Origin of the sequence: Seinonella peptonophila (genome assembly GCF_900129355.1) — a bacterium.
Lineage (GTDB): Bacteria > Bacillota > Bacilli > Thermoactinomycetales > Thermoactinomycetaceae > Seinonella > Seinonella peptonophila.
Window position 1 is genome coordinate 679,389 of sequence record NZ_FQVL01000001.1, and the last position, 26,548, is coordinate 705,936.

Here is a 26,548-nt window from a genome sequence, read left to right on the forward strand (position 1 = left end):
TCCCGATCAGCATACCCATTTTCCAAAAGACAAAGAAAAAAGGAATGAGCGAACATCATTCCACAATCTTGCCAAAGAAATCAATTCTAAGATTAGAGTTTGCTTGGGTTAATCTGTTTGGGTCTTTCCACAGGCTGTTTGATCAATCGTGAATTCCCTGTAACATTGACCTGTGATCCATTTACTGTTACTTTTACTTTTTGTGCCGTTGTATTCTCTGTAATCGAAAATAGAAGCGATGTCATTACATCTTGTGAAACGCTATTCTTTCCTCCATACTGCAAAAGATTCTCGTTAAAGTCAACCATTGCAGTTTGGTCTTTTATGCTTGCCTGTTTTAAGCGTACGGAAGCATCAATAGGACCAATTAAGTCTGAACCTTGCATAGGACCACGAATCAGCTCGTTCACTGTCACTTGAGCCACATTATTCTGCCGATTTACCATCCTTGTTACAGGGACATGATACGTTTGATTATCGACTGTTTGCCCAACAAAATAGAGCGTTACAGGCATGCTTTGGGTAATATTCACACCCTCTGCTAACTCCAGGTTGATTCCTCTGTTTCGGGTTAATCCTATGAGTAAAGATTTCTTTTTAGGCATAACTGACAACTTTTTCCCTTCTACTCGTATGTTTACCTTCTCAACTGTTGGGAAACCAGTTAATGACCATGTCACAGCATCGAGAATTTTCTCTTCGTGTTCAGGTCGATAATTTAAAAATTCCTTCGAAAAATCGACTGTAGCTTCTCTTCCTCGAATATCAATCCCGTTGATCTTTGTACCTTTTGGTAATAGACATGAAAAACCTTTTGGTAATAAGTTCTCACCAGGTCCATCTTGAACCATATATTTCATCGCTTCTTTGGCAATCCCTTTTACAGCAGGAATGTTTAACGAATATGGGACAACATAATTAGTATCAGATAAAAAATAGAGTTCCATTCCATTGCGAATTGCAGGATTTTTGTGCGCCATCACTTCTTTTTCATATTTTTGCTCTACCTCTTTTGGCGGTGGATCAATTGCTCTGGCGTTTTTTTGTTCACTTACAGAACATCCCGACAAGCCAAAAGCAATCAATAAGCTCCAAAGACTTATTCTGAAAAGAAAACGCATCAACTTCCCTCCTAGGACAAGGTTTTTACCTTATGTATACGAGCCCTAGAAGGATTTAGAATCATTTTTTAGTCAACCATTGATAATCTTTTGGAAGAAGGTAGCTGTACATGCTCGACAGTCATCTGTTGATCTAGCCAAGAATTTGCAAAACTTTGAAATGCAATGGGATCACCTGTTGTAAATAAATGATGAGTTGGGTTTGGATTACTTGAGAGCATCTGTTGATGTTGCAGAATCGTGCTTAATTCCTTTGCTGTCTCTTCAGCGGAGCTAATAATCTCCACATGGGTGCCCATTGCCTTCGTAATAGGTTTTGTTAACATCGGATAATGTGTACAACCAAGAATGAGAGAATCCAGCTGATAGCTAGCCAATGGTAGTAGACTACGTTTGACAATCTCTTCTGTCTTCAGATCGTGCTGTAATCCTTGTTCAACAAGCGGGACAAAATCAGGACAAGCCAAGCTATAAACTTTTAGCCCAGGGTGAATCCGCTTCAAAGCACGTTCATAAGCCCCCGATCGAATGGTTCCAACAGTTCCAATTACGCCAATTCTACCTGTTCTACTCTCTTTAATCGCTGCTCTTGCTCCTGGATCGATTACACCTAAAATCGGGATGTCATACTTCATCCTCACATTCGTTAATCCTGCAGCTGTAGCAGTATTACATGCAACAACAATTGCTTTCAACGGAAATTGAGCTAAAAATTCGATAATCTCCTCTGTAAAACGACGCACCTCATCCTTTGGTCTAGGACCATATGGTACACGGAGATGATCACCAAAATAATAAATGGATTCTTGTGGAAGTTGACGCATCACTTCCTTTGTGACTGTAAGACCCCCAACACCTGAATCTAAAATACCGATCGCTCTTTCGCCTTTGTTTAGCTGCATATGTTTCTCCTTTCAGTAAATTAAAAGCTCTATTGTTGTTCATGCATACTTTTATGTAACAAGTTTAGATGATCTCGAATCGCTACCACTTGATGAACTGGTATCAACTGTAAGAGTTCAGTAAAATATTGTCTACGTGCTTCAAGCACCTGTCTGATCATTTCATTACCACGTTCCAGCAAATGGATTTGAATCATCCTACGGTCTTTTAGATTGCGCACCCGTTCGACTACTTTGTTCTTTTCCATACGGTCCACTAAATCGGTCATCGTACTACAAGCTAAGCTCATCCGATGGCTCAACTCCCCGATTGTCATTTGCCCCTCCTGCTTTAACAGTAAGAGGGCATTGAATTGCGGAAGAGTAATCGCATGCCTAGCAACAATTTCACGTTCTCTCAGTCTGCATAGATTATTAATTTCTCGTATATAACTTTCGATTTCATAAATTACATGCAGGGTGTCATTGTTAGTCTCCACAATCGTTCCCCTTTACCCTATTATCGTTAGAAATTATATCACAGTCACTGGGTCCATTCACTTTCGGGATTGGTGAATTGTCAAGAGTTTGTGTTTTTTAAAATATCCCCTTCTTAAAATGATCGATATACTATTCAATAGCTGCCTAATTGAAAGGAGTATTGTCATGTCCGAACAAAAAATCAAGCAACGTAACTATACACCGCTTATTGTTACACTTACTATTGTAATTAATTTGATTATTGTTGTGCTAATCTTTATGCCTAAATTTAACGGTTTCTCACATCTCGATCTTACTTTCTTACCCATGTTAAATGCAATTTTCAATAGCTTCACAACAGTGTTCTTACTCACTGCTCTCTTTTTTATCAAACAGAAAAATATTAAGATGCATCGTCGATTTATTTTTGCCGCTTTTTCATCGACTGCACTGTTTTTAATCACATATCTGACTTATCATAGCTTAGCCGAATCTACATCATATGGCGGTGAAGGTCCACTCAAATACATCTATTACTTTATTTTGATTACACATATCATCCTTGCAGCACCTACAGTCTTATTGGCATTATTAACTGCTGCACGTGGACTCAATATGCAAGTTGAAAGACACCGTAAAATAGCCCGTTGGACAATGCCAATCTGGCTTTATGTAAGCATTACAGGTGTACTCGTATATTTATTGATCGCACCTTACTATTGATATGACGTACAAGTACCAAGAATCAAATAAAGAACCATTTGGTGAATGCCAAACAGTTCTTCATTCGCAATCAAAATATCTATGCAAAGTGCATCCTGTTCATATGTTCATCATCTTTTATGCATGTCTCATTTGCTCGATCTTATGATAGATTTCTGCCCAACATTGTTCAATCATTTCTTCCACACTCTGACACTGACTAAGATGACATATGATTTTTTCTGTCTGTTTTAAGATCGGAATATAAAAATCACCCTCTTTTTTACAATACTGAAATCCAATATCGATTGAAATATTAGGGAGACCATAGTGAATCTGTAAACCGAGTACCATACATTCTTGATCTTGTTCACTTGGAATCTCCCATAACACTTTGTTTTTAAACCATGTCTTGCGCTCTCGCTCCATAACAATTCCTTTTTTAACTGCTTCCCACGTCTTTTTTTGCTCCTCCAATTTTTGCTTCTTCCACTCTAAATCCCGTCTTTGTTTTTTTAGCTTATACTCAATGTTAGAAACCTTCTCGTCTGCTTTTCGTAACTTTCGCTCTAATTCATCTCGCTCAGCTTTTCTCTGCCGATTCTTTCCGAGTAGCCATTGCAGAAATGGCACTTCTTTTAATGCGACCTGAATCGCTTCAAAACGTCTTTTTGCTGCTTGAAATTCTCTATTTGCTTGTTCAAGTTCTTTTTTTAATTTTTGTTCTCGCTCATGATAGCCTTTCACCTGCTCCTCTTGGACTTGCTCAATTTCAGCAGCAGAAGGATAATCTTTCTCCCATACTGAAGAAAAATATTCTTTTGAAAATGAAGGATCTCCCAAGCATATTGAAAAATACTCAATTCCTTTCTGAAATAATTGTTGTTGAAAGTAAATGGCAAGATCATAATTAGAAGAGTTTAAACTTGGGGTATTCAACAACCCTAAATAAGCTAGTTGGTGATGGATCGACCAAATCTCTATTTTTAGTGAACTCTCATCTACTCGTTGACCATATCCGGTCACAGCAATTCGACGACCTACTAATTGATTAATCGATAAAAATGAATATAAAAAACGTGAAAAAGATAACCAACAGGTTATTTCCTGTTCTGATTCTTCAGCCACAACTTTGACCATATATTGATGACCAACGCATTTCATTTCTTGTACATGACCTAAAAAGAGTAATAAAGTAAGTTCTTCATTTTTCAATGGATCATAGTCAATTAATTGTCGAAGCGATATCTGCTGATCATGTGCAAATTGAAGCTTCAACGTGCTTGAGTTGAGTGGCGTTAGATAAGGAAAATGACGCCCCACTTCCTGTATCCACTGATTCCATTTCTGTAGCTCTAATTGTGTAAAATAAGATCGTTTCTCTACGAATGGTCTTTCTAAAAATGTCAAAGGCTGCTTCCAAGCGATTGTGGGAAGTAAGAGGGTATTCTTTTGGATGGAGAGGTTCATATCTTTTGCTAAACGAATCATATGGGCTTCATGATTCTGATAAGGACATCCTAATAAATGTTGTTCTTCACTTGATCTTCGACGAAATTTAGCATGCTTACCGGCAACTGGAATTACTTCGATTCGACTTTCAACATCAATTTGTAAACATCCAATACAAAAAAATGGCTTCAATTCATCCTTCTCTTGTAATGCTTCCTCTATCATTACCAATCGACCTGTTGGCGAATCCTGAAAAGTAACTGCTATCGGAAACGAAATCTCTTCCTGATTCCTCTTAAAGAGGCGCATCGATATACTCCTTTATGCAAATTTTTAACGTAAAAAAAGATTCACCATACAGATTCTAAAAGAATCATCATTCAATCAATTCCACTTTTCCCTTGCATCAAAACGCTAAACATCAATAGAAATAAGGGTTTAAGCTTGCCCAACAACGGGTAGCAAAAAAAATCTTTACATTTCATAGAAAAGAAGTGAATCATTGTAACAGAGTGGTCGGGCGTCTCCGAAAATACTTCCATCTCTGATGCACTGGGTATTCTTCGAATGCTCCAAAAATGAATGTAAGAAACACCCTAGAAAAACGGAGGAAATGGCGAGGAAACGAGCTTCTTAATCTCAGGTTATTAACTGATTCTGTAAAATAAAAAAAGACGGGTACCATAAGCTAGATCACCCGTCTCTTTGATATTTCTACTCCCTTATCTGGCCTGTGCCACGAACCAGATACTTATAACTGGTCAATTCTTGCAAACCCATTGGCCCACGCGCATGAAGTTTTTGTGTCGAAATGCCAATCTCAGCACCTAGTCCGTACTCAAATCCATCTGTGAAGCGTGTTGAAACATTATGATTCACCGCTGCAGCATCCACTCGATTTAAAAATTGTTTGGCAGCCTGTTGATCTTCTGTAACGATTGCTTCTGTATGTTTGGTTCCATAATGATGAATGTGTTGAATTGCTTCCTCTAAATCTTTGACTACTTTTACAGCAATGGTTAAATCTAAAAACTCAGCCGCATAATCTTCCTCTGTGGCCACCTTCTCTACTTCGATAATGCTATTTGTTTTCTCACAACCTCGAATCTCAACCTCAGCTTCACGATATAACGGTACAATCTGAGCTAAAAAGTCATCTGCGATCTTCTGATCAACGAGCAAGGTCTCAATCGCATTACAGACAGACGGACGTTGCACTTTGGCATTAAATGCGATCTCTTTCGCCATCTTTAGATTGGCAGCCTCATGTACATATAGATGACAATTTCCTACGCCTGTTTCAATAACAGGTACCAATGACTCTTCAATGACTCGTTGAATCAAACCGGCGCCACCACGAGGAATGACTAAGTCAAGCCATTCCTTTGCGCGAATCAAAATCCCTACCGATTCACGCTCTGTCCGTTCGATTAACTGGATCGCTGTTGATGGTATGTTTGCTCTTTCTAATCCCAGGCGAAGAGCATTCACCAATGCTTGATTTGTTTTCAAAGCTTCCCGTCCTCCACGCAAAACGACAGCATTACCTGTTTTAATCGCTAAACCTGCTGCATCTACTGTAACATTTGGACGCGATTCATATACCATGCCAATTACTCCAAAAGGAACACGAACTTTTTCTAACTTCATTCCATTTGGTCTTGTCACTTGTTCGATCACTTCTCCAACAGGATCAATTAACGCAACAAGTTGATGTAAACCTTCAATCATCCCTTCAATTCGTGCTTCATCAATCATTAAACGGTCAATACGCGTTTCGGGAATCCCATTTAACTGCGCTTGCTTGATATCCTGTTTGTTCGCGTCTAATATTTTCTGCCGTTCTTGCCAGAGTAATTCCGCCATTTCAGCAAGGGCTATATTTTTCTCTTCCGTTGTTCGCATTATTAATTGATCGGATGCTTGTTTTGCCTCCTTAGCACATTTTAAAACATATGTTTCCAAATCAAATGAACTCATTTATTTCTCCTCCTCTTGTAATACTACCAATTGATCTCGATGAATACATTCATGATAATTGTTAAATCGCTCACCTAATGACTGTCTTTCTAACAAATGAACCAAATCTCGATCAGAAAAATTAACCATCCCCTTTCCAATCAATTGATCATATTCAGAAATGATGTCAACGACTGCTCCTACTGCAAAATTCCCCTTTACTCCTTTTACACCAGCTAACAGTAGACTTGAACCACGACTTGTCAATGCTTGCGCTGCCCCTTGATCAATTATTAACTTCCCTTCACTTCGTGTACTGTAGGCCAACCAAGACTTTTTGCTAGACATACGCTGTTGCGGGTAAAATCGCGTTCCAATCGGCTCATTACGGAGAACTTTTTCGACTACATTCGGTTCTTCAAAGGATGCAATGACGACATCAATACCCGAATGTGTTGCTATTTTTGCAGCACTTACCTTGGTGCGCATTCCACCTGTCCCCACCATACTTTCTGAACCAGCAGCAAGTGATTCAATCTCTTTGGTAATCTCATAAATTTTATCAATTCGCTTTGCTTCGGCCACTCGGTGTGGGTTTGCTGTATATAGTCCATCAATATCTGTTAACAGAATGAATCGTTGTGCTTCGGTTACCAAAGCGACAAAGCTTCCTAAAGAATCATTGTCACCAAATTCAATCTCTTCCACCGCAACGGTATCATTCTCATTCACAATAGGAACGATTCGATGCCGTATTAACGTCTCCATCGTATTACGAATATGAATAAAACGCTTGCGATCTTCAATATCTGCGCGAGTTAGTAGCAATTGCGCCACTTGTAAACCTTGCTTAGCAAAAAGCTGTCGATATTTTTCAATGAGTAACCCTTGACCTACTGCAGCAGCAGCTTGTTTTTCAGATACTGTAATTTGACGTGACCAGCCAAGCGATTCCAGTCCGATTGCAATGGCTCCTGAAGAGACTAACACAGGTTGCCAAACTTCCGATCTCTGTAACTTCGCTACCTGATGGACGATTTTCTTCATTTTCACTTCAGACAACTGTCCCTTTTGATCTGTAAGACTACTTGTTCCTATCTTAATTACTACTCGATTCATTTCACTTCATCCTTTATTCTAAAACATAAAAAACCTTCCATCCTGTGAAGGACGAAAGGTTCATTTCGCGGTACCACCCTCATTAACGCATCATACAGCGTTCACTCATCTTGGTTATCGGTTTTCGCCGTCCCGCTTTTCACGGGAAACTCCGGAGTTGGGTACTGCTTGTATAAGCGGTGAGAACTTCCAGCGCATCATTCTCACTCTCTGAACGCTTATTAGCTCATTTTTTACAAACAGCTTTCTCCATCATCGATCAGATATATTTAAAACATATTGTAACGAATTCATATCACCTTGACAATCCTTTAAAACTGAAAGAGTGCTAATTGATTACTATCTGGCATATCTCCTAAACAGCCTAATCGATCCAACACTTCAATCACAGTACTCGAAAGTCGAGCCCGTTTTTGCAGATCCTGTTTTGATAAAAACTCACCTTCCTTCCGCGACTCTACAATACTCTGTGCGGCACTTTCACCAATTCCTGCAACCGATGCGAAAGGAGGTAACAATTCTCCATCAACAACTCGAAACCGCGTTGCTTCTGATTGATACAGATCAATCGAGCGCATTTTTACGCCCCTAGCATACATCTCCATCACTAATTCTAACGTTGTAGCAAGTCCTTTCTCTTTCTGAGATGCTTTCATTCCTAGTTCGTTTAATTCCTGTAACCGTTTCTTAACTGATTGATACCCTTTGAGTGCTAGCTCTATATCAAAATCATCAACTCTTGTACTAAAAAGTGCAGCATAAAATTCTGCAGGATAATAGACCTTAAACCAACCGATTCGTACAGCAGAAGTAACATAGGCAGCAGCATGTGCCCTAGGAAACATATACTTGATCTTTTGACAGCAGCCAATATACCATTCTGGCACATCATGTTCACGCATTAAAGCCTCTTCTTCTTCGGTTAATCCCTTGCCTTTCCGCACCTTTTCCATGATTTTAAAGGAGTCTTTCTTGGGTAAGCCCTTTCGAATCAGATAAAGCATGATATCATCGCGACAGCAAATGGCTTCAGCAATTGTACATACATTATTATTGATCAGGTCTTGCACATTGCCTTGCCATACATCTGTTCCATGAGAGAGACCTGAGACGCGTACAAGCTCACTAAAGCGCTTCGGCTTTGCATCTTTGAGAATATTACGAGCAAAGTATGTTCCAAACTCAGGAATTCCTAAGGTTCCATGACTAATACCATTAATATCCTCAGGGGTAATATTTAAACTGTTAGTGCTTCGGAACAGCTCAATCACTTTATCATCACTTAATGGAACTTTGTTCGGGTCGACACCTGTCATATGATGTAAAAACCGCTGAATAGTTGGATTGGTGTGCCCAAGAAGATCCAGTTTTAGAATCATCCCGCTAATCGATTTATAATCAAAATGGGTCGTAATCACGCCTGATTTCATATCATCAGCAGGATGCTGAATGGGTGTAAAATCATGAACATCCATATTTTGTGGAACAACCATTAGACCACCTGGATGCTGCCCTGTTGATCGCCTGACTCCAACCACACCTGTCGCTAAACGATCAATTTCAGCTTGTCGAATCTGAAGTTCCCGCTGCTCAGCAAATTTTTTCACATATCCATAACCCGTTTTATCTTTTACTGTGTTAATACTTCCAGCACGATAGATATACTCTTTGCCAAAAAGCTCCTCAGTATAGGCATGCGCCCGAAGCTGATATTCTCCATCGAAGTTTAGATCAATATCAGGCGCTTTATCGCCTTCAAAACCTAAAAAAGTCTCAAAGGGAATATCATGTCCGTCTTTTAACAATGGATGCCCACAATTTGGACAATCCTGATCTGGTAAATCAAACCCACTCTCATATTGACCATCTGTAAAGAACTGACTATGTTTGCACTTTTCACAACGATAATGAGGGGGCAATGGGTTTACTTCGGAAATATAACTCAAAGTGGCAACGAGCGAAGAACCGACTGACCCCCGAGAACCAACCAAATACCCATCATCTAATGATTTTGCCACTATCTTTTGCGAAATCATATATAAAACACTAAACCCGTGCTTAATAATCGAACCTAGCTCTCGATCCAGCCTCTCCTCTACGATTTTAGGAATCGGATCACCATACCACTCATGAACAGTACGATAACAAATCTCTTTTAATTCATCCTCTGCTCCCTCTAATTCAGGGGTAAAGGTTCCATCTGGAAAAGGCTTCACTTGTTCAATTTGTGCTGCAATCTCTTGCGTATTTTTAACTACAACCTCCATAGCTTTTTCTTCACCAAGATATTGAAACTCTTCCAGCATCTCCTCCGTGGTTCGTAAATACGCTTTGGGCAATTCACCTTTTGGTTTTGCACCTGGACGGTTTGCTACAACTACTTCACGATATATCTTCTCATATTCATCTAAGTAATGAGCATTTGAAGTGGCAACAACTGGCTTATTGAGTTTCTCGCCCAGTTCGACAATCAACCGGTTGGCTTGACGCAGCCGCTCTTCACTATCCACCAGCCCTTTTTCGACCAAGTGGCGATTCACCTCAATCGGCTGTATTTCTAGATAATCATAAAAAGAGGCTATTTCTTCTACCTCTGCTGGCGATTTATTTAATGCAGCCTCGTAAAGCTCTCCCCTTTCACAAGCCGAACCAATCAAAAGCCCTTCACGATACTTGATTAACTCGCTTCGAGGAATCCTTGGTTCCCGATAGAAGTAATGAAGATGTGAGCGGGAAATCAATTGATATAAATTCTTCATGCCTGTCTGATTTTGTACAAGAATAATCGTGTGAAATGGGCGAATTCTCGAGTAGTCGCGACCTTCTAAATCATCATTAAACTGTGTTAAACGCTCAATTCCTCGCTCCCCTGATTCTAATAAAAGTTTCCAAAGCACATAACCTGTCGCCTCTGCATCATAGATAGCACGGTGATGTTGTTCTAATCTGACTTCCAATTTACTAGCTAAAGTATTTAATCGATGGTTCTTTAATTTTGGAAATAAATAGCGGGCTAATTCTAATGTATCAAGTACTGGATTGGTTACCTTTGGCTTATCAATTCGCTTTACTGCTTCCTGCAAAAATCCCATGTCAAAACGTGCATTATGTGCCACTAAAACCGTTCCCTCAATAAAATCTAAAAAACGCTTGACGACATCATCTATTTCAGGTGCGTCAAGGAGCATATCATCCGTAATATGAGTCAAATCAATAATCGTTTCAGAAAGTTTACGATGCGGATTTGCAAACTCCGAAAAACGATCAATAATTTCTCCATTTTTGATCTTCACTGCAGCCAACTCAATGATTACATCATGAACTGCAGATAAACCTGTGGTCTCAACATCAAAAACTACATAAGTATCATCTGTTAATTGCCCTCGATCCTCAGCAACTTGCATAGCAATGGGTACACCATCATCAACAATGTTTGCTTCAACCCCATAGATCACTTTTACACCTTGCTTTTGAGATGCCTCATATAAATCAGGAAATGCTTGTACGACAGCATGATCTGTAATCGCAACTGCGGGATGTTGCCATGAGGCGATCCGATTAATCACTTCTTTCGGTTGTGTAATCCCATCCATTGCCGACATTGCTGTATGCAGATGTAATTCAACCCGTTTCTCCTCTGCTTGATCGATTCTTTCACGCGGTGCAATCTCATTTAAATCGGTAACCATTAACACTAGATCCCGTGAAAATGTATCAAACTGCACCGAACCACGAACACGCAACCAATCACCATTATGAATTTGCTTTAATATAGCTGACTGTTCTTGGTCCTTTGGGGAGGCAAAAAACTTACAAGAGAAAGAGCTAGATAAATCTGTCAAATTAAATGTTAGCAACTGGCGTCCACTTCGAAGCTCTCGAATCTCTGCCTTAAAAACTTTTCCTTCAATGACAACACGACGCTCTTCTTCTTGGATTTGATTCATGGGAATCGAAGGGTCTGTAATGGTAATGCCAATCTTTTTTTCAATGTCTTGAGCATTCGATTCTACTACTTGACGACTCGCAATTTGTCGCTGTTCGGCCAATACTTTCTCTTTTAATACTTGCTCTTCGCGTGCTCTTTTTTCCACAAATTTCTGTCTGCGCTCCTGCTCAGACTCTACTTGTTGCTCTGCATACGATAAAAACACAGGCAATCGCTTTCCTGATATATGTAAATAATATCTTTCAATTAGACGATCGAGCTCACGTTGTTTGGCCATTTCTAATACAGCCGGATTGGGCAACTCAACTTGGATTGATTCGCCATTTGTAGACCATTCTGCTTGTCCAAACCATGTTGCAGCAGCAGGCGTCACACGTTCCTGAATCTGTTTTTGAATCAAGTATTTATAGCTTTTCAACACAATTTCATGTTGGAGATGATCATATGAGAAAGATAACATGACCCGAAAATCGGGCGTAAAATGTTCTTTTACTCTTTTTTGCAGCTCAAACCATATATCAGCGGGGATCACTTCTGGAAAATGAAAAAAAATGCGCCAACTATTTTGTTGTTCGCTTACTTGCACTTTTCGTATTGTAGCATGTCGAAAATGATCTTTTAACCAATCTTCAGGCAGTTGTACTTCAGAAAAAAAACGCTTTACAGCCTCTCTTTGTTCCAAACTTCTCCCTCCCAATGGAACTGATATGGAAAGTCTATCGTAGTTAACAACTTCTTTCAATCAACAAAAATCACTTTGGAGCTGTTTTTAAATTCTACTTGGCAACTGTGAAATTCCGGTATATAATTTAGCCTAAGGAAACTTTTTTTGACGTGGACATATTTATACGTTTACAAAATAACCTCTCTTTTTTTAGTTCTTTTTTTGCCTTTATACAAAATATATGTATATATCCACATTTTGAAGATTGGAGGGAATCATGATGAGCAGCAACTCGGAACAAGAAGCTATCCATAAACTCGGTTGGCATCAAAAACGTGATCAACCCTCTCTCACAGAAGTATATCGAAGCATGCCTGTTCCTAAAAAAGGAAACTGGTTACGTAAGTTCATGGCATTTGTTGGTCCAGGATACTTGGTTGCTGTTGGCTATATGGACCCTGGAAATTGGGCGACCGATCTCGCTGGAGGCTCCATGTTTGGCTATACACTCTTATCCATTGTTTTCATTTCCAACATCATGGCGATGGTGCTGCAATCACTCTCTGGTAAACTTGGGATTGTCACTGGTCGTGATTTAGCACAAGCATGTCGTGATCATTATTCAAAACCAATCTCTTACATGCTTTGGATTCTCTGTGAATTAGCGATTATCGCTTGTGATTTAGCCGAACTGATCGGAACAGCAATCGCTCTCAACCTATTGTTTGGCATTCCATTACTTTACGGTGTAATCTTAACAGCACTTGACGTTTTACTGATCCTTCTTCTCCAAAATAAAGGCTTTCGTTATATAGAAGCATTTGTTATTTCATTAATTGCATTAATCGGAGGATGTTTCTTGATTGAACTCTTACTGGCACAACCTTCTATCTACCAAATTGCACAAGGATTTATACCAAAAAAAGAGATTATCACCAATCCAACGATGCTCTATATCGCAATTGGTATACTTGGAGCCACAGTAATGCCACATAATCTCTACTTACATTCGTCGATTGTCCAAACACGAAAATATGAACAAACTGAGTATGGAAAAAGACAAGCCATTCGATTTGCAACACTTGATTCAACCGTAGCTCTCTTCTTTGCTTTATTCATTAATGCAGCAATCTTAATTCTGGCTGCTGCCACTTTTCATCCGATGGGCAAAGTAGTGGACGACATCAGTCAAGCATATCATCTACTAGCACCATTGATTGGCACTTCCTTGGCAAGTATTCTCTTTGGGTTAGCATTATTAGCTTCTGGACAAAATTCCACCTTAACTGGAACTTTAGCTGGTCAAATTGTAATGGAAGGTTTTCTTAACTTTCGAATCGCCCCCTGGCTTCGCAGACTCATAACAAGGTTACTCGCCATTACACCAGCTATCATTGTAACTGCCCTATATGGCGCAAAGGGAACTATGCAATTGTTAGTTCTTAGTCAAGTCGTTCTGTCATTCCAACTTCCGTTTGCTGTCATCCCGTTAGTGCAATTTACAAGTGACCGTTCAAAAATGGGTATTTTCACCAATTCAAATTGGTTAAAATGGCTCTCTTGGTTTATCGCTTTGATCATTATCGTCTTAAATATTATTTTGCTTATCCAAACCTTTCATCACTGATTGGTCATCTTACAAAAAAGACAGAGAACGAGATGGGCTTCCATCCATTCCGCTCTCTGTTTTTTAAGCTCCTTTATGAATATGGGATTCTGGTCTTTGTGATGTTATCCACTCTTCATAAAGCTGTCCTCCTTGTTGACAAATAGACAAAATAAACTTAATATTCAAACAAAAAGGAGTTGAAACAATGATTGCAGCATGTGGATGGACTATTGAAACCAAAAAGATCAAAGAAGCAGACAAAAAAATTAAGTCAGGTTGGCATGATACAAAAGACAACAAAAAAGAACTTGCAAAAATAGCTCCTTGGTTAAAATAAACACACTATTCCGCATATTAAAAACCCCGGTATATTACCGGGGTTTATCTATGAAATTAGCAACCGCAGTCGTCACCACAACCATCTCCAAAACGGATCATCTAGATACACCCCCTACCTATGTATTCGCACTTATTATACCTCTTATAGCAAAAATCTGCAAACTGTTGAAACCGCAGTAAATTTGACTTTTCATCCTTTTTTCGCTTAAAAGCTTCAGGAATTTTTCACTTTCATCGATTCAAAAACTCTCAATATTTAATTTATGATCTTACTTCAAGGAACCCATTTCTTTTCCTTGCATACGATATAAAACCGATTGGCAAAGCGCCTAAATCGCACAGTTGGACACACAATGATCCATTTTCACACATACAATAAATGGACTGAATCCCTGACCTTATGTTTCGACTGTTCAGGCAAGGAAGGGTGGCACAACATTGGCGAATCAGAAAGGAAAGCCCTTACTGACAAATCGAGAGAGGGAAGTTTTCGAATTGCTGGTACAAGATAAAATAACAAAAGAAATCGCACAACAACTCTTTATCAGCGAGAAAACTGTGAGAAACCATATCTCGAATGTTATGCAAAAATTAAATGTCAAAGGGCGTTCACAAGCAGTTGTCGAGTTAGTCAGGTTAGGTGAACTAGAGATATGAAATAATGAAAAATTACCCTACACTTAGGAGAGCTGTAGGGTTTTTTGTAGTTGATCCGAATGTCCACTCCTGATATTCATAGTAAATTTAATACTGATTGTATGATGCAAAAACGTATGATAATCTTTATTTATTCAATAATCAATCATTACTCAAAGTGTACAAATAAGAGATTAAACTGATTACTACCCGCATACTATTCAAGTTGGAAAAATATATTCACACATCAAAAACTAATGACAAAAGCTATTTCATAGAATCAGTCGATACATAATGGAATTAGTGAAATCAGTTGAAATGCCCGATCGGGGTTTTAATGATATTAATTAATGGGGGCTATATTTTGAAAAAATGGATTCTCACAGTACATATGTTAACAATCATTCATCTCTTCGTTTATATTACATTGGTAACCATTTACTGGGGTGAGGATACTGCCTTTACCAAAAACATCATGCATTATTTTGGCATCAGTATTCCTGGTTTTGGAGCAATATCCATGTGGGCCCTATGGTATCAAGAAATGAAAAAAACAGGAAAAATGGCGTTATCGGTTCTTTTGGTGGCGATTTTCTTAGTTATCTTATTTTTCGTGAACAGTATCATCATATTATTTTATCCGATATGAAGCATAAAAACGAAAGTTAGTAACCATATTTTGAACATAATGCACACCGATTACAAACAAAGAGACATATTTTTTCACTATATTTTTCAAAGATTTATATTTATATCCTTTTTACCATGAATATAATATTACTTTCTTCCGCAAGTAAAGTTTGAAATACTACAATAAATGCTCCTTTTCTACCACAAGGATTTTAAACACCTGATTGGTTGAGATTTATCCGAATTAAGGCTGACTCCTCATGAACGGTATTGGATAAAAATTTGGGAAATAGTTATAAATGAGAAATAAATGATAGCAAAACAGTTGAACCCTGATATAATGAGTTGTCATGCTTATACACAAGAACGGATTAAAAAATAAGTAAATTTAAGAATGACGTTATAAAAACCGGTCATTACTAACAACAGATACAGAAAATAAGGAGGATATTTCGTTTGACTACATCATTTTCAGAACTACATTTAAGTACTACCTTACAATACGCCCTAGAAAAAATGGGCTTTACAGAGGCTACTCCGATTCAAGCTCAGACCATTCCACTAGCATTGCAAGGATATGATGTGCTAGGACAAGCACAAACCGGTACTGGGAAAACAGCAGCTTTTGGGATTCCACTGATTGAAACAGCTTCATTAGAGGAAGAACAGATTCAATCGCTAGTGATCACCCCGACACGCGAATTAGCAATTCAAGTAGCGGAAGAGCTAAATCGAATTGGCGCTGCAAAAGGAATACGATCTATTCCCATCTACGGTGGACAGGATATAAATCGGCAAATTCGTTCTTTAAAAAAACGTCCTCAAATCATCGTCGGTACGCCTGGACGTCTTCAAGATCATATTCAACGAAGAACGATCCGCTTACAAGGAATCCAACAGGTCGTATTAGACGAGGCGGATGAAATGTTACAAATGGGATTTCGCGAAGAAATCGAAGCGATCCTTTCTCGAATCCCTTCTGAAAGACAAGTGTTACTGTTTTCAGCTACAATGCCGAATGACATACGGGCGTTGGCCAAAAAATTTATGAATGATCCAAAAGAGGTCAAAATCAAAGCGAAATCATTGACGATAGCCAATATCAAACAAGCATATATCGAAGTGACACCACGACAAAAATTTGATGCGCTATGCAATCTAATTGATTTTCAACGGCCTGAGCTCGCTATTGTATTTGGTCGTACAAGGCGTAGAGTTGATGAGCTTGTAGAGGGATTATCTAAACGTGGATACTCAGTTGAAGGTTTACATGGCGACTATTCTCAAGCTCACCGCGACCGTGTAATCAAAAGTTTACGTGAAGGACGTATTGATATCATGGTGGCAACAGATGTTGCAGCACGTGGTCTCGATATTTCAAATATCTCCCATATCTATAACTTTGACCTGACCCATGACGCCGAAATCTATGTCCATCGAATTGGTCGTACAGGTCGTGCTGGAAAAGAAGGAACCTCAGTTACATTTGTCACACCAAAAGAGCGAGATGACTTACGAAACATTGAGCGAGTAATCAAGAAGAAAATGAAAAAAATCCAAGTACCATCTGCCAAAGAAGTGACTGTGGGACATCAGCTCTTTGCCGTGAATGAATTAATCAATGTAGCAAAAAATAAACAGCATCATCAATTTATTGATCTGGCCGAAAAATTATTAGAAGAAAATGATGCTGTCACGCTTCTCTCGGCCGCTTTAAAAATGATCACCAAAGAAACAGATCAGACACCTGTTCAGATATCCCATGATTCAGGCTTGCGCAAGCGCTCTTCCAATAACAAGCGTTCTTCTGATAACAGAAGAAAAGGAAAGAGAAACTTCTCCTCTTCCCGTCGGCAGCAGAGGCGTAATAAAGCCTATAGTTAATCCCAATCAGATTTGACTATTCAAAGATAAACTGATATAGTATGTGTTTGAAAATTGACGAGAAGATACTTTTTTAAATAACTAATTCTGGTGGCGCGGTCTTCGGAGCCGCAACGATGAAAGAGAGGTTGGGCTTTCATTGTTTTAGATGTTTAATAGGTAGTCTTTTTAAAAGGAGTCAGCATTTCAGCTGACTCCATTTTTTATATCGTTACAATTATATTGATCAAATTTCACCATTGTTCGCCATTTATGCACATACATTGTCGTAAAAGGTAGTGAAGGTTTGATTCTATTCCTTTCTAAAGCGCTATACTTAATTCTTTATATTATTTTTTTGAATAGAAATTATATTTTATTGTATAATAAATTGTAAATTAACCATTCAGAGGTGAGGTTATGTCCAATTCAAGTAGAAATGGATTAAATGATCCAGAAAAATTTAAAGAGATGGTTGGCGATCTCGTATTTACAGCAACAGAACATCGAGAAGCTCGAGAATCTGGAGAACCAGCTGCAGGTAACCGGGCAGTTGATGATTTTAAAGCAAAGTATTCACCGGAAGAGCCTGAACGCGAACGATAATCTGCACACTTTACGAGTTGATAGGGAAATCATATCTCCCTATCAACTTTAGCGAATATGATGATTATAACAATTAATTAGCACTATTCAATAAAATCAACTAGGCGATTACTTTATAAATTATGTCTTCACTAACACCTTGTTGTAAATCTGATATATGAATACGATGTTTTTTTAACGCTGGCAATCTCTCCACATCGATTTCACTTTCATAAAAATGAATAAGCAAATAGACTCCATGGAACTTTTCCAAAACCTTTGTCAATTCACCAATTAATTCACTGTTGAAAAACAATCTTTGATCCATTTTTTGACTAATAAGATCACATGAACACATATGGTCAATGATGTAGAATGATTGATAGATATATTTCTGAAATCTGATAGTAGAACGATTGATTTTTCGCTTCGATAAGCTGATACTTACTGGATAAATTTGATTGTAAAAAAAGTTTTCTATCTTTCTTTTTGATTGATATCGTCATAAAATAACACAATAGATTCATATCCTCTCACTCATGTATAAACCATCATACCCTTGCTCATGATTCAAATCTGTTGTTATTCATTTGTTCAGGGTTAAGGTATTTATTGAAACTTCACTCATAACACACCCTGTAAAGAACAAGACGCTATTAAACTATGCTTTTCTATGAAAAACCCCTCTTAACACAAAGGCAACGTTAGCGGGTCGCTCTGCCAATCGCCTCATAAAGTAACCGTACCAATCCTCGCCATATGGCACATAGACACGCACACGCTCACCTTCTGCCACAAGTTTTTGCTGTAGATCAGGGCGAATTCCATATAGCATTTGAAACTCATAATGGTCAAGGGGAATATTTAACTCTTTAACAACTTGCTTTGTATAAGTAATAATCTGTGGATCATGGGTTGCAATCGCCGCATAATTCCCTTGTGCTAATTGCAACCGTATTAACTTTCGATAATTTTCATCGACATCACTTTTATTCGGGAAAGCAACTTTTGCTGATTCCTTATAGGCACCCTTTACTAAGCGCAAGTTGGTTTTCCAAGTAGAAAGCCTTTTGATATCATCCTCACTTCGATAAAGATAAGCTTGAATAACAAGCCCAAATCCTGAAAAACGTGGTCGCAATGCCTGATAAATAGCGAATGTTTTCTCTAGCCTCGTATAATCTTCCATATCAATCCGTACAAAAATCTGATTCTGTTCTGCCACCTCTAAAATACGAGTTAAATGTTTTTGACAAATTTCCGGGTCCAAATCGAGTCCTAATGAGGTTAATTTGAGTGATAAATTCCCCTTTACTTGATTGTGATTAATCTCATGGAGTGTTTTTACACAATGGTTTGCCATTTGCTCCGCCTCTTCATTCGTCTTGACAAATTCACCTAAATGATCCATGGTGACGAGCAGATTTTGATCATTGAGTTGCTTTGCAACTTGTATGACAGAGGAAAGACTTTCACCTGCTACAAAACGTCTAGCACCCAAATGCAATCCAACCTTTTTTGCTAACCGATTGAGTAACCGTTGACCTGCTAAAAAGAGAAAGAATGACCTCATCCATTGTTCAAACATTTCACTCCCTCATTTCTCCTTTGGAGTACAAACAGATATTAACCATATTATTCCCCCTATTCCCCTTGTTCATCTCTTTTATTTTTATAAAAATATAGATCGCAAAATAGCGATCTAAAACATGAAATAGGCCCTGCTCCAATTCGATCCAAATAAACCGACGGATGGGCCAAATATATAGATTAAACTAATGAAATTCTATCTACCTATCAACGTAAAGTGGAATGATGGATTAAGCAGATGTATAACGAACGAACATCATGTCCTTCATCGTTAATAACCCAAATGATTGTTGAGCAGCCATTGCCTTCGTCATATTTATAATGATCGAAGCAGTCGCTGAATCCCCAAAGATACCCTCCGGAATTACTAAGTTTATGTTCATATCTCCTTTTATTTCGATCCGATCTTCAGAGATCATATCTGTGGCCATGATTAAGTCAAGTTCAATTTGCTGATTGTTTACTGTTGTCGCTATTGACGTTTGATGGAGCCCATTTACCTGCCCAGCTTGTAGAGAAAATGATGACAATTGAACAGCCTTCGGTGTAATAGTAGGCTCAATTGTATTCGTAACTTTCCTCACATCTAAATGTAAGCCAGCAGCAAGCAAACGAAGTGATTCTTCTAAACCAACATGTCCAATTTGATCACGTTCTGCTAGTTGATTAAATTCCTCTACTGATTTACCCACTCCTACTTTTTTCTGTAAAGGTAAACGACGTTTGGTAACATCTACTCTTCTCATAACGCGAATTGAATAGATTTCACTCACTACTGAGGTTATCGTCATGGTTAAAGTATCCATGACAAATCCAGGATTTACACCTGTACCAATCACACCTCTGTTCATTTCTTTTGCATATGCATCAATCTCTTTGGATAACTCTGGATAACGAGTCCATGGGTATGAGAGCTCTTCACATGTGGATACAACATGGTAACCTAGGCTAAGTAACTCTTTAATCTGAGGCCAAACACTTGGTAAATGTGAACTCGTAGCGTGAATGGCCACCAATGGTAATTCTGTTTGTGCTTCAATTTGTTGAATAGAAGATACAACAGGAACATCGCGGTGTTTTCCACCTGTTAACACACCAATATCTTTTCCTATCTTGGATGGATCGATATCGACAGCACCTATCACTTTTCCAGGAAGCTGTTCCTCGCACTTTTTTAGAATTTCTAATCCAATTGGTCCCAAACCATAAACAACAATTTGTAAATTCATTTCATACACTCCTTGATCATTTCTTACACAAAATGCTAGCAAATGAAATAATCAAGGGGAAATATTGGATTCTTATATATTAATAAGCTCTTATTATGAAAAGAGTCATTTTAATTATTTCAATATATGTTTCATTCTTCTAAACGCTTCAACTCATGTAGAACTTTGATCAAATGTTTTGTGTTGAGCCGGATTGTGTTTTTTAGCCAAACAGCTGAAATCGAGCTTTCAATTTGTTGATCTTGAATATCTAATGAACATATTTTTGAAAATTGAATTAACGAAATCATATCTGTAGGCATAAGCGTTACCCCGATGTTTGCTGAAACCAAATAAGAGATGGTGAGTAATTCAGATCCTGTACAAATCACTTGAGGAGTAAAGCCGGCTTTTTGGCATGCCTCATTGACCAAATGAAATAAAGCAGGAGAATGAGCTGAATCATAATGCAAAAAAGGAAAATCTTTGAGTTCATTCAGTTTAATACTTTTGCGATTAGCTAAAGGATGACTTGTTGAGACAACAGCCTGAAAAGGAAAACGTCGGAATTCTAAATAATGAAGTTCCTTCGATTTTAATTGAGCAAGATTTTGTGGTGTACGAATAAATCCAACATGACATTCTTTATTATGAACAGATTCTATGACATGAAAAGAAGTTGTTTCTTTCATTTGAACTTCAAGATCAGGTTGATGTTCATGAAGCTGTTGAATCACTTTTGGTACATAAAGACTAGCTGCAGAAGGAACTGTCGCTATTTTTATTGCTCTAGGTAATGTTTTCGCTTTCATCATGCTGAAAATAGTATTTTCAATAAATGCTAATGAGCTAGCTAGTTCATCATATAGAAACCGTCCTTCCTCTGTTAATTCAACTTTGCGAGTGGTTCGGTAAAATAATTTCATTCCTAATTGTTTTTCTAACAATTTCATTTGCTGACTTAGCGCAGGCTGTGAGATATGCAGATTCTTAGATGCTTCAGTGAAATTTAATGTTCTTGCAATTTCGAGGAAGTAACGAAGTGAGAGTAAATTCATAATACCTCCAAACTTGTGGTTGATGATCATATACATATGTTTAAGCCAACTCACAAATCATAACATGTTATTTATATATAATTTTAACTTATTGTTTAATAATATTTATATATTTTTCAAATGATAAAACCAATGATATGATACGATTTACATAAATCCCACTGAGAAGGAAGGTTGTTACATGGAGCATACACAAACTGCTAAACTCAACAAGTCACAGGGGAATTTATCATTAGCAAATCTTAATTTTTGGGAAGGCGTAGCAATCATTGTAGGTGCAAATATTGGTGCTGGTATTCTAAGTATGGCCTATGGTGCCAAAAATGCTGGCTGGCCAGTATTATTATTTTGGATTGTTGTAGCAGGTATATTCACCACAATCTCTATGCTGTATATCGCTGAAACAACGCTTCGAACAAAAAAGCCTTTACAATTAAGTGGCTTAGCTGCCAAATATGTAGGAAAACTTGGCTCATGGCTCATGTTCCTCTCAGTGTTGATTAATTCAATAGGAGCTTTAATTGCTTATACTTCAGGCAGCGGAGAAATACTATCAAAATTCTTAGGAGTTCCACCTGCACTAGGCAGCATAATTTTCTTCACACCAGGAGTAATTGTAATCTGGTTCGGACTAAAAGCCACAGGTGTTGCTGAAAAAATCATTACATTTGGCATGGGAATTTTAATTCTCATTCTCGTTTTAGCATCTATATTTGGCCCTGGACTCAAATCGGAATTTCTCATGTATAACAATTTTAAATATGCTATTCCTGTATTTAGTTTAGTTATTTTTGCTTTCCTCGCACAATACACTGTCCCCGAACTAGCCAGAGGCTTTGCCAAAGGTAAAGCAAAACAACTTCCACGCGCCATTATCTTGGGAATGGTGTTAACAGGTATATTGCTAGCAATTGTACCGATGGCAGCACTTGGATTAACTGGCCCCGATAAGGTTACGCAAGTAGTAACAATTGCTTGGGGGGATGCTTTAGGTTCCTGGGCACTTTTTACTGCAAACGGTTTCGCTTTGCTGGCCATGATTACCTCTTTCTGGGCTGTTGGTGGAAGTTTTCTTACCAATATTGTTGATCAGTTCAAATTACCATCTGAAAATAATCCCAAATATCGATTCATCTCGTTAGCATTTGTTGCAATTCCTCCATTTATCCTTGCATACAGTGGACTAGTTGGTTTTGTAGATGCTCTTTCAATTGCCGGAGCCTTTGCTGGGGTCATTATGGCAATTTTACCAGTATTAATGTTAAATAAAGCTCGAAAGATAGATGAACGCGAACCAGAATGGACATGTGGTAAACTGGCTCATCCGCTCATTCAAGTATTGCTGATCATCCTATTTTCTGGTGCAGCGATCTATACTTTATTAGGTCTTTTCAATCTTTTGCCGAAAGGTTGGTAGTCAACGAGAGGAGGTTTGCTTATGAAGCGTTTTTCTAAAAACCATACGATTACTCATTTTGATCCGCAAAACAACCCTGCTTATTACTGTGATCTTGAAGAAAAGGTAACAGTTGAAGTACATGATTGTTATGGAGGTCAAATCGATAGTGAAAAAATAAAAAGACCAGATATCGATTTATCGCTGATGAACTTAGCTACTGGTCCCATTTATGTCAACCAAATTGAAAGCGGTAACTTTTTATGTGTAGAAATTTTAGATATTCGATTTCATCCCTACGGGATTATGGTGACTTCGCCAGGGCTAGGACCATTGGGAAATCACATTAAAGAGCCGACCACAAAATTATTACCCGTCTCTGAAGGACTGGTTCATTTGACCGAGAATATATCTTTTCCCATCCATCCGATGATTGGTGTGATCGGTGTAGCGCCTTTAACAGACTCTATTCACTGTGCGATTCCTGGTGCTCATGGAGGCAATATGGATACCAAAGATATCACGATTGGGAGCAAAGTCTATTTCCCTACTTTTCATGATGGTGGACTTGTTGCATTTGGAGATATGCACGCAGCTATGGGAGATGGAGAATTAGATGGAACAGGGGTCGAAATAGCTGGTGAAATCGATCTGCAATTCCATAAAAAATTATCATCTCAATCTATATCAATGCCTGTAGTTGAAACTTCCGATCATTGGCTCTTCATTTCCTCTGCCAAAAGTTATCATGATGCGATTCAAATGGGTTTAGAAGAAACCGTTCAGCACATTTCATCTTTCAATAACCTTTCGTTTGCTGATGCATATCGCTTACTAAGTGCAACTTGTGATTTAAAAATAAGTCAAATCGTTAACCAATTACTTACCATTCGCATAGCCGTTCCTAAAACCGTACTCCCTCAATTATTCTACGACGAACATGTTTAACCATATCTCAATTAAATTTTGGTTTCCATAAAGAAATAAGGTCGCTTAACTGCGACCTTGGGAAATCAAACTTTTTAATTCGTTCAAACTGGTAATCGGTTGCTGACAAGCATAATTTTCACAAATGTAGACAGCTAATGTTTGTTGACTTTTGCGTGTTGGTAGCTGTCCCAGTGAAGGAATAAGTGATTCCCGACTTGACTGTTCGCGAAATAGGATCACCGCTTCTGGCAAATATGCTTGTTGCAGTATAGCAGTTGCTTCTTGTACATCAGAATGATCTTTCTCTCCATCGATCACGATTTCCATCCGATTTGCAAAAGCGAACTGAATAGCGAGTAGAAAGAAGGAATGTGATGTAAGCGAATCTTGAATAGCACGAGCAAATGCCTTCAATTGTTGATCGGCCATTTTTTCAATCGACTGATCTCTTGTTAAGGAAGCCAACCGCAATAAATTATATCCGGCAACCGCGTTACCAGAAGGAATCGCTCCATCATAATGTTCCTTATGTCTAGTAAGTAACAACTCACCATCGCTTCCTGAAAAAAAGAAGCCACCATCATGTTCGTCCCAAAATAACTCTTTCATCTTTATTGTAAGTTCAAATGCCCAGTTTAAATACTCCTCATCTAGCGTCGCTTGATAGAGTTCAATAAATCCCCAGTTCATAAAAGCATAATCATCGATAAAACCATTTACTTTTGCATCTCCGTCTCGATAGCGAACCCAGAGACGACCATCTGATTGGGTCAATCTTGTATGAATAAATTGAGCGGCTCTTTTTGCTACATCGATATATTCAGGCAATTGAAACGCACGTCCAGCATAAGCAAAAGCGGCAATCATCAATCCATTCCATGAGGTTAGAATTTTATCATCTTTATGTGGATGCACTCGTTTTTCTCTGCATTTAAACAACTTTTCCCGGCTCTTCTCTAGCCGATCTGCTAATTCTTGCTGTGAAATCTGCCCCTGTTTGGCCATTTCTGAAGTCCTTGAACGTAAAAGATTTGGAATGCTTCCATACTCTTCAAAATTACTTGACTCACGAATATCGAAGGCTTTACAAAACAAAGCTCCATCTTCTTCCCCTAGCACTTCTTTCACCTCTTGAGGTGTCCATACATAAAACTTTCCTTCTATCCCTTCAGAATCAGCATCTTCAGCAGAATAAAACCCGCCTTTTGGATCGGTTAATTCCCGTTGTACATAAACAAAAATCTCTTCTACTACATGACGAAAATAAGGATCTTGCGTCAATTGATACGCCTCAGTATAAGCAAGAGCCAACATCGCCTGATCATAGAGCATTTTTTCAAAGTGAGGAACTAACCAATGCCGATCAACCGAATAACGTGCAAACCCAAAACCAATTTGGTCAAAAATACCACCTCGACGCATCATACGAAGGGTTCGCTCTACCATTTCTTTGGCTTTTGATTTAGGGTTTGCTCTAGCATAACGAAGTAAAAAGAGCAAGTCATGAGGTCTTGGGAATTTCGGTGCCTCACCAAATCCACCAAATATCTCATCGTACTGTTCCACAAACTCTTGGTACGCTTGGTCTAAAACCTTCTTTGAAATCTCCCCTTGCTGGGAAATCTGCAAGAATGTTTGAACACGATCTGTTACCTCTTCTCCTAGATCAATTGCACGATGGCTCTCTTCATTCCACATGATTGTGACCCGCTTTAATAAAGCTAAAAGGCCTGTTCTTCCATAGCGATCTTCCTTTGGAAGGTAGGTTCCAGCAAAAAACGGCTTCTGTTCAGGTGTCAACAAAATCGTCAACGGCCAACCACCTTGACCTGTCATCGCCTGGCACACCATCATATAGAAATGGTCAATATCAGGGCGCTCTTCCCGATCCACCTTAATTGGGACAAAATCTTGATTTAATACCTCTGCCACTTGTTCATCTGCGAACGATTCCTCTTCCATTACATGACACCAATGACAAGAACTATATCCAATAGATAGAAATATTGGTTTGTTTTCCCTTTTCGCTTTTGCAAATGCCTCATCATTCCAAGGATACCAATCGACAGGGTTATAGGCATGCTGCAAGAGATATGGTGACTTTTCATCGATCAAGCGATTTGGTTTGTGATGTTTAGGTTTCAATGAGATTCCTCCATAGTATGAAAGACTGGATGTTAACCTTTGATTTCATGAAATAATTTACTTCTACCCTATTGTATTTCCCATTCTTACCCATGATATATGATCAATAATTGTTTTGTACAATTCATTTAATTTCTCTCCTCCTAATTTTTTACTCTTTGGAAAATCCACATACTGATGAAGGAATGGTTATCTTCCCTCGAAAGGAATATCATTAATCAGATACGGAAAT

20 protein-coding genes are annotated in these 26,548 nt (G+C 38.4%); 9 read left to right on the forward strand and 11 right to left on the reverse strand.

What is annotated here, in order from left to right; genetic code table 11:
- Positions 1 to 92 precede the first annotated feature (92 nt).
- The 3 genes from BUB71_RS03340 to BUB71_RS03350 all read right to left on the reverse strand — a co-directional run bounded on the left by BUB71_RS03340 (position 93) and on the right by BUB71_RS03350 (position 2,502).
- Positions 93 to 1,121 carry a GerMN domain-containing protein gene (locus BUB71_RS03340; RefSeq protein WP_073151950.1) on the reverse strand — a complete coding sequence of 343 codons (1,029 nt, stop codon included), beginning with the start codon at positions 1,119 to 1,121 and terminating at the stop codon, positions 93 to 95.
- A gap of 68 nt (positions 1,122 to 1,189) precedes the next feature.
- A complete protein-coding gene (gene racE / locus BUB71_RS03345) occupies positions 1,190 to 2,023 on the reverse strand; it encodes a glutamate racemase (RefSeq protein WP_073151953.1) in 834 nt (277 codons plus the stop codon).
- A 29-nt stretch (positions 2,024 to 2,052) separates the two neighbouring features.
- Complete coding sequence (locus BUB71_RS03350; protein WP_073151956.1) at positions 2,053 to 2,502, reverse strand: MarR family winged helix-turn-helix transcriptional regulator; 450 nt, start codon at positions 2,500 to 2,502, stop codon at positions 2,053 to 2,055.
- Positions 2,503 to 2,668: 166 nt separating this feature from the next.
- Here BUB71_RS03350 and BUB71_RS03355 point away from each other — a divergent pair, with 166 nt between their 5' ends.
- Entirely contained in the window at positions 2,669 to 3,205 is a 537-nt protein-coding gene (locus BUB71_RS03355; protein WP_073151959.1) for a DUF420 domain-containing protein, read from the forward strand.
- Positions 3,206 to 3,322: 117 nt separating this feature from the next.
- Here the strand turns inward: BUB71_RS03355 and BUB71_RS03360 are convergent, their stop codons facing one another.
- From BUB71_RS03360 to BUB71_RS03375, 4 genes are all read right to left on the reverse strand, one after another.
- A complete protein-coding gene (locus BUB71_RS03360) occupies positions 3,323 to 4,945 on the reverse strand; it encodes a hypothetical protein (RefSeq protein ID WP_073151962.1) in 1,623 nt (540 codons plus the stop codon).
- Positions 4,946 to 5,350: 405 nt separating this feature from the next.
- Positions 5,351 to 6,616, reverse strand: a complete 1,266-nt coding sequence (locus BUB71_RS03365; RefSeq protein ID WP_073151965.1) for a glutamate-5-semialdehyde dehydrogenase — start codon at positions 6,614 to 6,616, stop codon at positions 5,351 to 5,353.
- Positions 6,617 to 7,714: a glutamate 5-kinase gene (gene proB / locus BUB71_RS03370; protein WP_073151969.1), complete on the reverse strand. Its 1,098-nt coding sequence runs from the start codon at positions 7,712 to 7,714 to the stop codon at positions 6,617 to 6,619.
- A gap of 311 nt (positions 7,715 to 8,025) precedes the next feature.
- Complete coding sequence (locus BUB71_RS03375) at positions 8,026 to 12,345, reverse strand: PolC-type DNA polymerase III (RefSeq protein WP_245815498.1); 4,320 nt, start codon at positions 12,343 to 12,345, stop codon at positions 8,026 to 8,028.
- A 262-nt stretch (positions 12,346 to 12,607) separates the two neighbouring features.
- Here BUB71_RS03375 and BUB71_RS03380 point away from each other — a divergent pair, with 262 nt between their 5' ends.
- From BUB71_RS03380 to BUB71_RS03400, 6 genes are all read left to right on the forward strand, one after another.
- A complete protein-coding gene (locus BUB71_RS03380) occupies positions 12,608 to 13,954 on the forward strand; it encodes an Nramp family divalent metal transporter (RefSeq protein ID WP_073151972.1) in 1,347 nt (448 codons plus the stop codon).
- A gap of 187 nt (positions 13,955 to 14,141) precedes the next feature.
- Complete coding sequence (locus BUB71_RS20160) at positions 14,142 to 14,273, forward strand: hypothetical protein (protein ID WP_281248170.1); 132 nt, start codon at positions 14,142 to 14,144, stop codon at positions 14,271 to 14,273.
- 440 nt (positions 14,274 to 14,713) lie between these two features.
- A complete protein-coding gene (locus tag BUB71_RS03385; protein ID WP_073151975.1) occupies positions 14,714 to 14,932 on the forward strand; it encodes a helix-turn-helix domain-containing protein in 219 nt (72 codons plus the stop codon).
- Between the two features lie 343 nt (positions 14,933 to 15,275).
- A complete protein-coding gene (locus BUB71_RS03390) occupies positions 15,276 to 15,560 on the forward strand; it encodes a hypothetical protein (RefSeq protein WP_073151978.1) in 285 nt (94 codons plus the stop codon).
- A 437-nt stretch (positions 15,561 to 15,997) separates the two neighbouring features.
- The gene (cshA, locus tag BUB71_RS03395; RefSeq protein WP_479692009.1) at positions 15,998 to 17,425 is read left to right on the forward strand and encodes a degradosome RNA helicase CshA; all 1,428 of its coding nucleotides are present in this window, start codon (positions 15,998 to 16,000) and stop codon (positions 17,423 to 17,425) included.
- Between the two features lie 399 nt (positions 17,426 to 17,824).
- Entirely contained in the window at positions 17,825 to 18,010 is a 186-nt protein-coding gene (locus tag BUB71_RS03400; RefSeq protein WP_073151981.1) for a hypothetical protein, read from the forward strand.
- A 640-nt stretch (positions 18,011 to 18,650) separates the two neighbouring features.
- Here BUB71_RS03400 and BUB71_RS03410 read toward each other — a convergent pair.
- The 3 genes from BUB71_RS03410 to BUB71_RS03420 all read right to left on the reverse strand — a co-directional run bounded on the left by BUB71_RS03410 (position 18,651) and on the right by BUB71_RS03420 (position 21,845).
- A complete protein-coding gene (locus BUB71_RS03410; protein WP_073151987.1) occupies positions 18,651 to 19,577 on the reverse strand; it encodes a proline dehydrogenase family protein in 927 nt (308 codons plus the stop codon).
- A gap of 232 nt (positions 19,578 to 19,809) precedes the next feature.
- Positions 19,810 to 20,808 carry an NAD(P)H-dependent amine dehydrogenase family protein gene (locus BUB71_RS03415; protein ID WP_245815499.1) on the reverse strand — a complete coding sequence of 333 codons (999 nt, stop codon included), beginning with the start codon at positions 20,806 to 20,808 and terminating at the stop codon, positions 19,810 to 19,812.
- A gap of 131 nt (positions 20,809 to 20,939) precedes the next feature.
- Entirely contained in the window at positions 20,940 to 21,845 is a 906-nt protein-coding gene (locus BUB71_RS03420) for a LysR family transcriptional regulator (protein ID WP_073151993.1), read from the reverse strand.
- 181 nt (positions 21,846 to 22,026) lie between these two features.
- On the opposite strand from BUB71_RS03420, the gene BUB71_RS03425 reads away from it, so the two are divergent.
- On the forward strand, positions 22,027 to 23,262 hold the full coding sequence (locus tag BUB71_RS03425) for an aromatic amino acid transport family protein (RefSeq protein ID WP_073151996.1): 1,236 nt from the start codon (positions 22,027 to 22,029) through the stop codon (positions 23,260 to 23,262).
- Positions 23,263 to 23,283: 21 nt separating this feature from the next.
- Positions 23,284 to 24,189, forward strand: coding sequence for an acetamidase/formamidase family protein (locus BUB71_RS03430; protein WP_073151999.1), 906 nt, complete (start codon positions 23,284 to 23,286; stop codon positions 24,187 to 24,189).
- Between the two features lie 45 nt (positions 24,190 to 24,234).
- Here BUB71_RS03430 and BUB71_RS03435 read toward each other — a convergent pair whose 3' ends face one another.
- A complete protein-coding gene (locus tag BUB71_RS03435) occupies positions 24,235 to 26,316 on the reverse strand; it encodes a thioredoxin domain-containing protein (RefSeq protein WP_073152002.1) in 2,082 nt (693 codons plus the stop codon).
- Positions 26,317 to 26,548 lie beyond the last annotated feature (232 nt).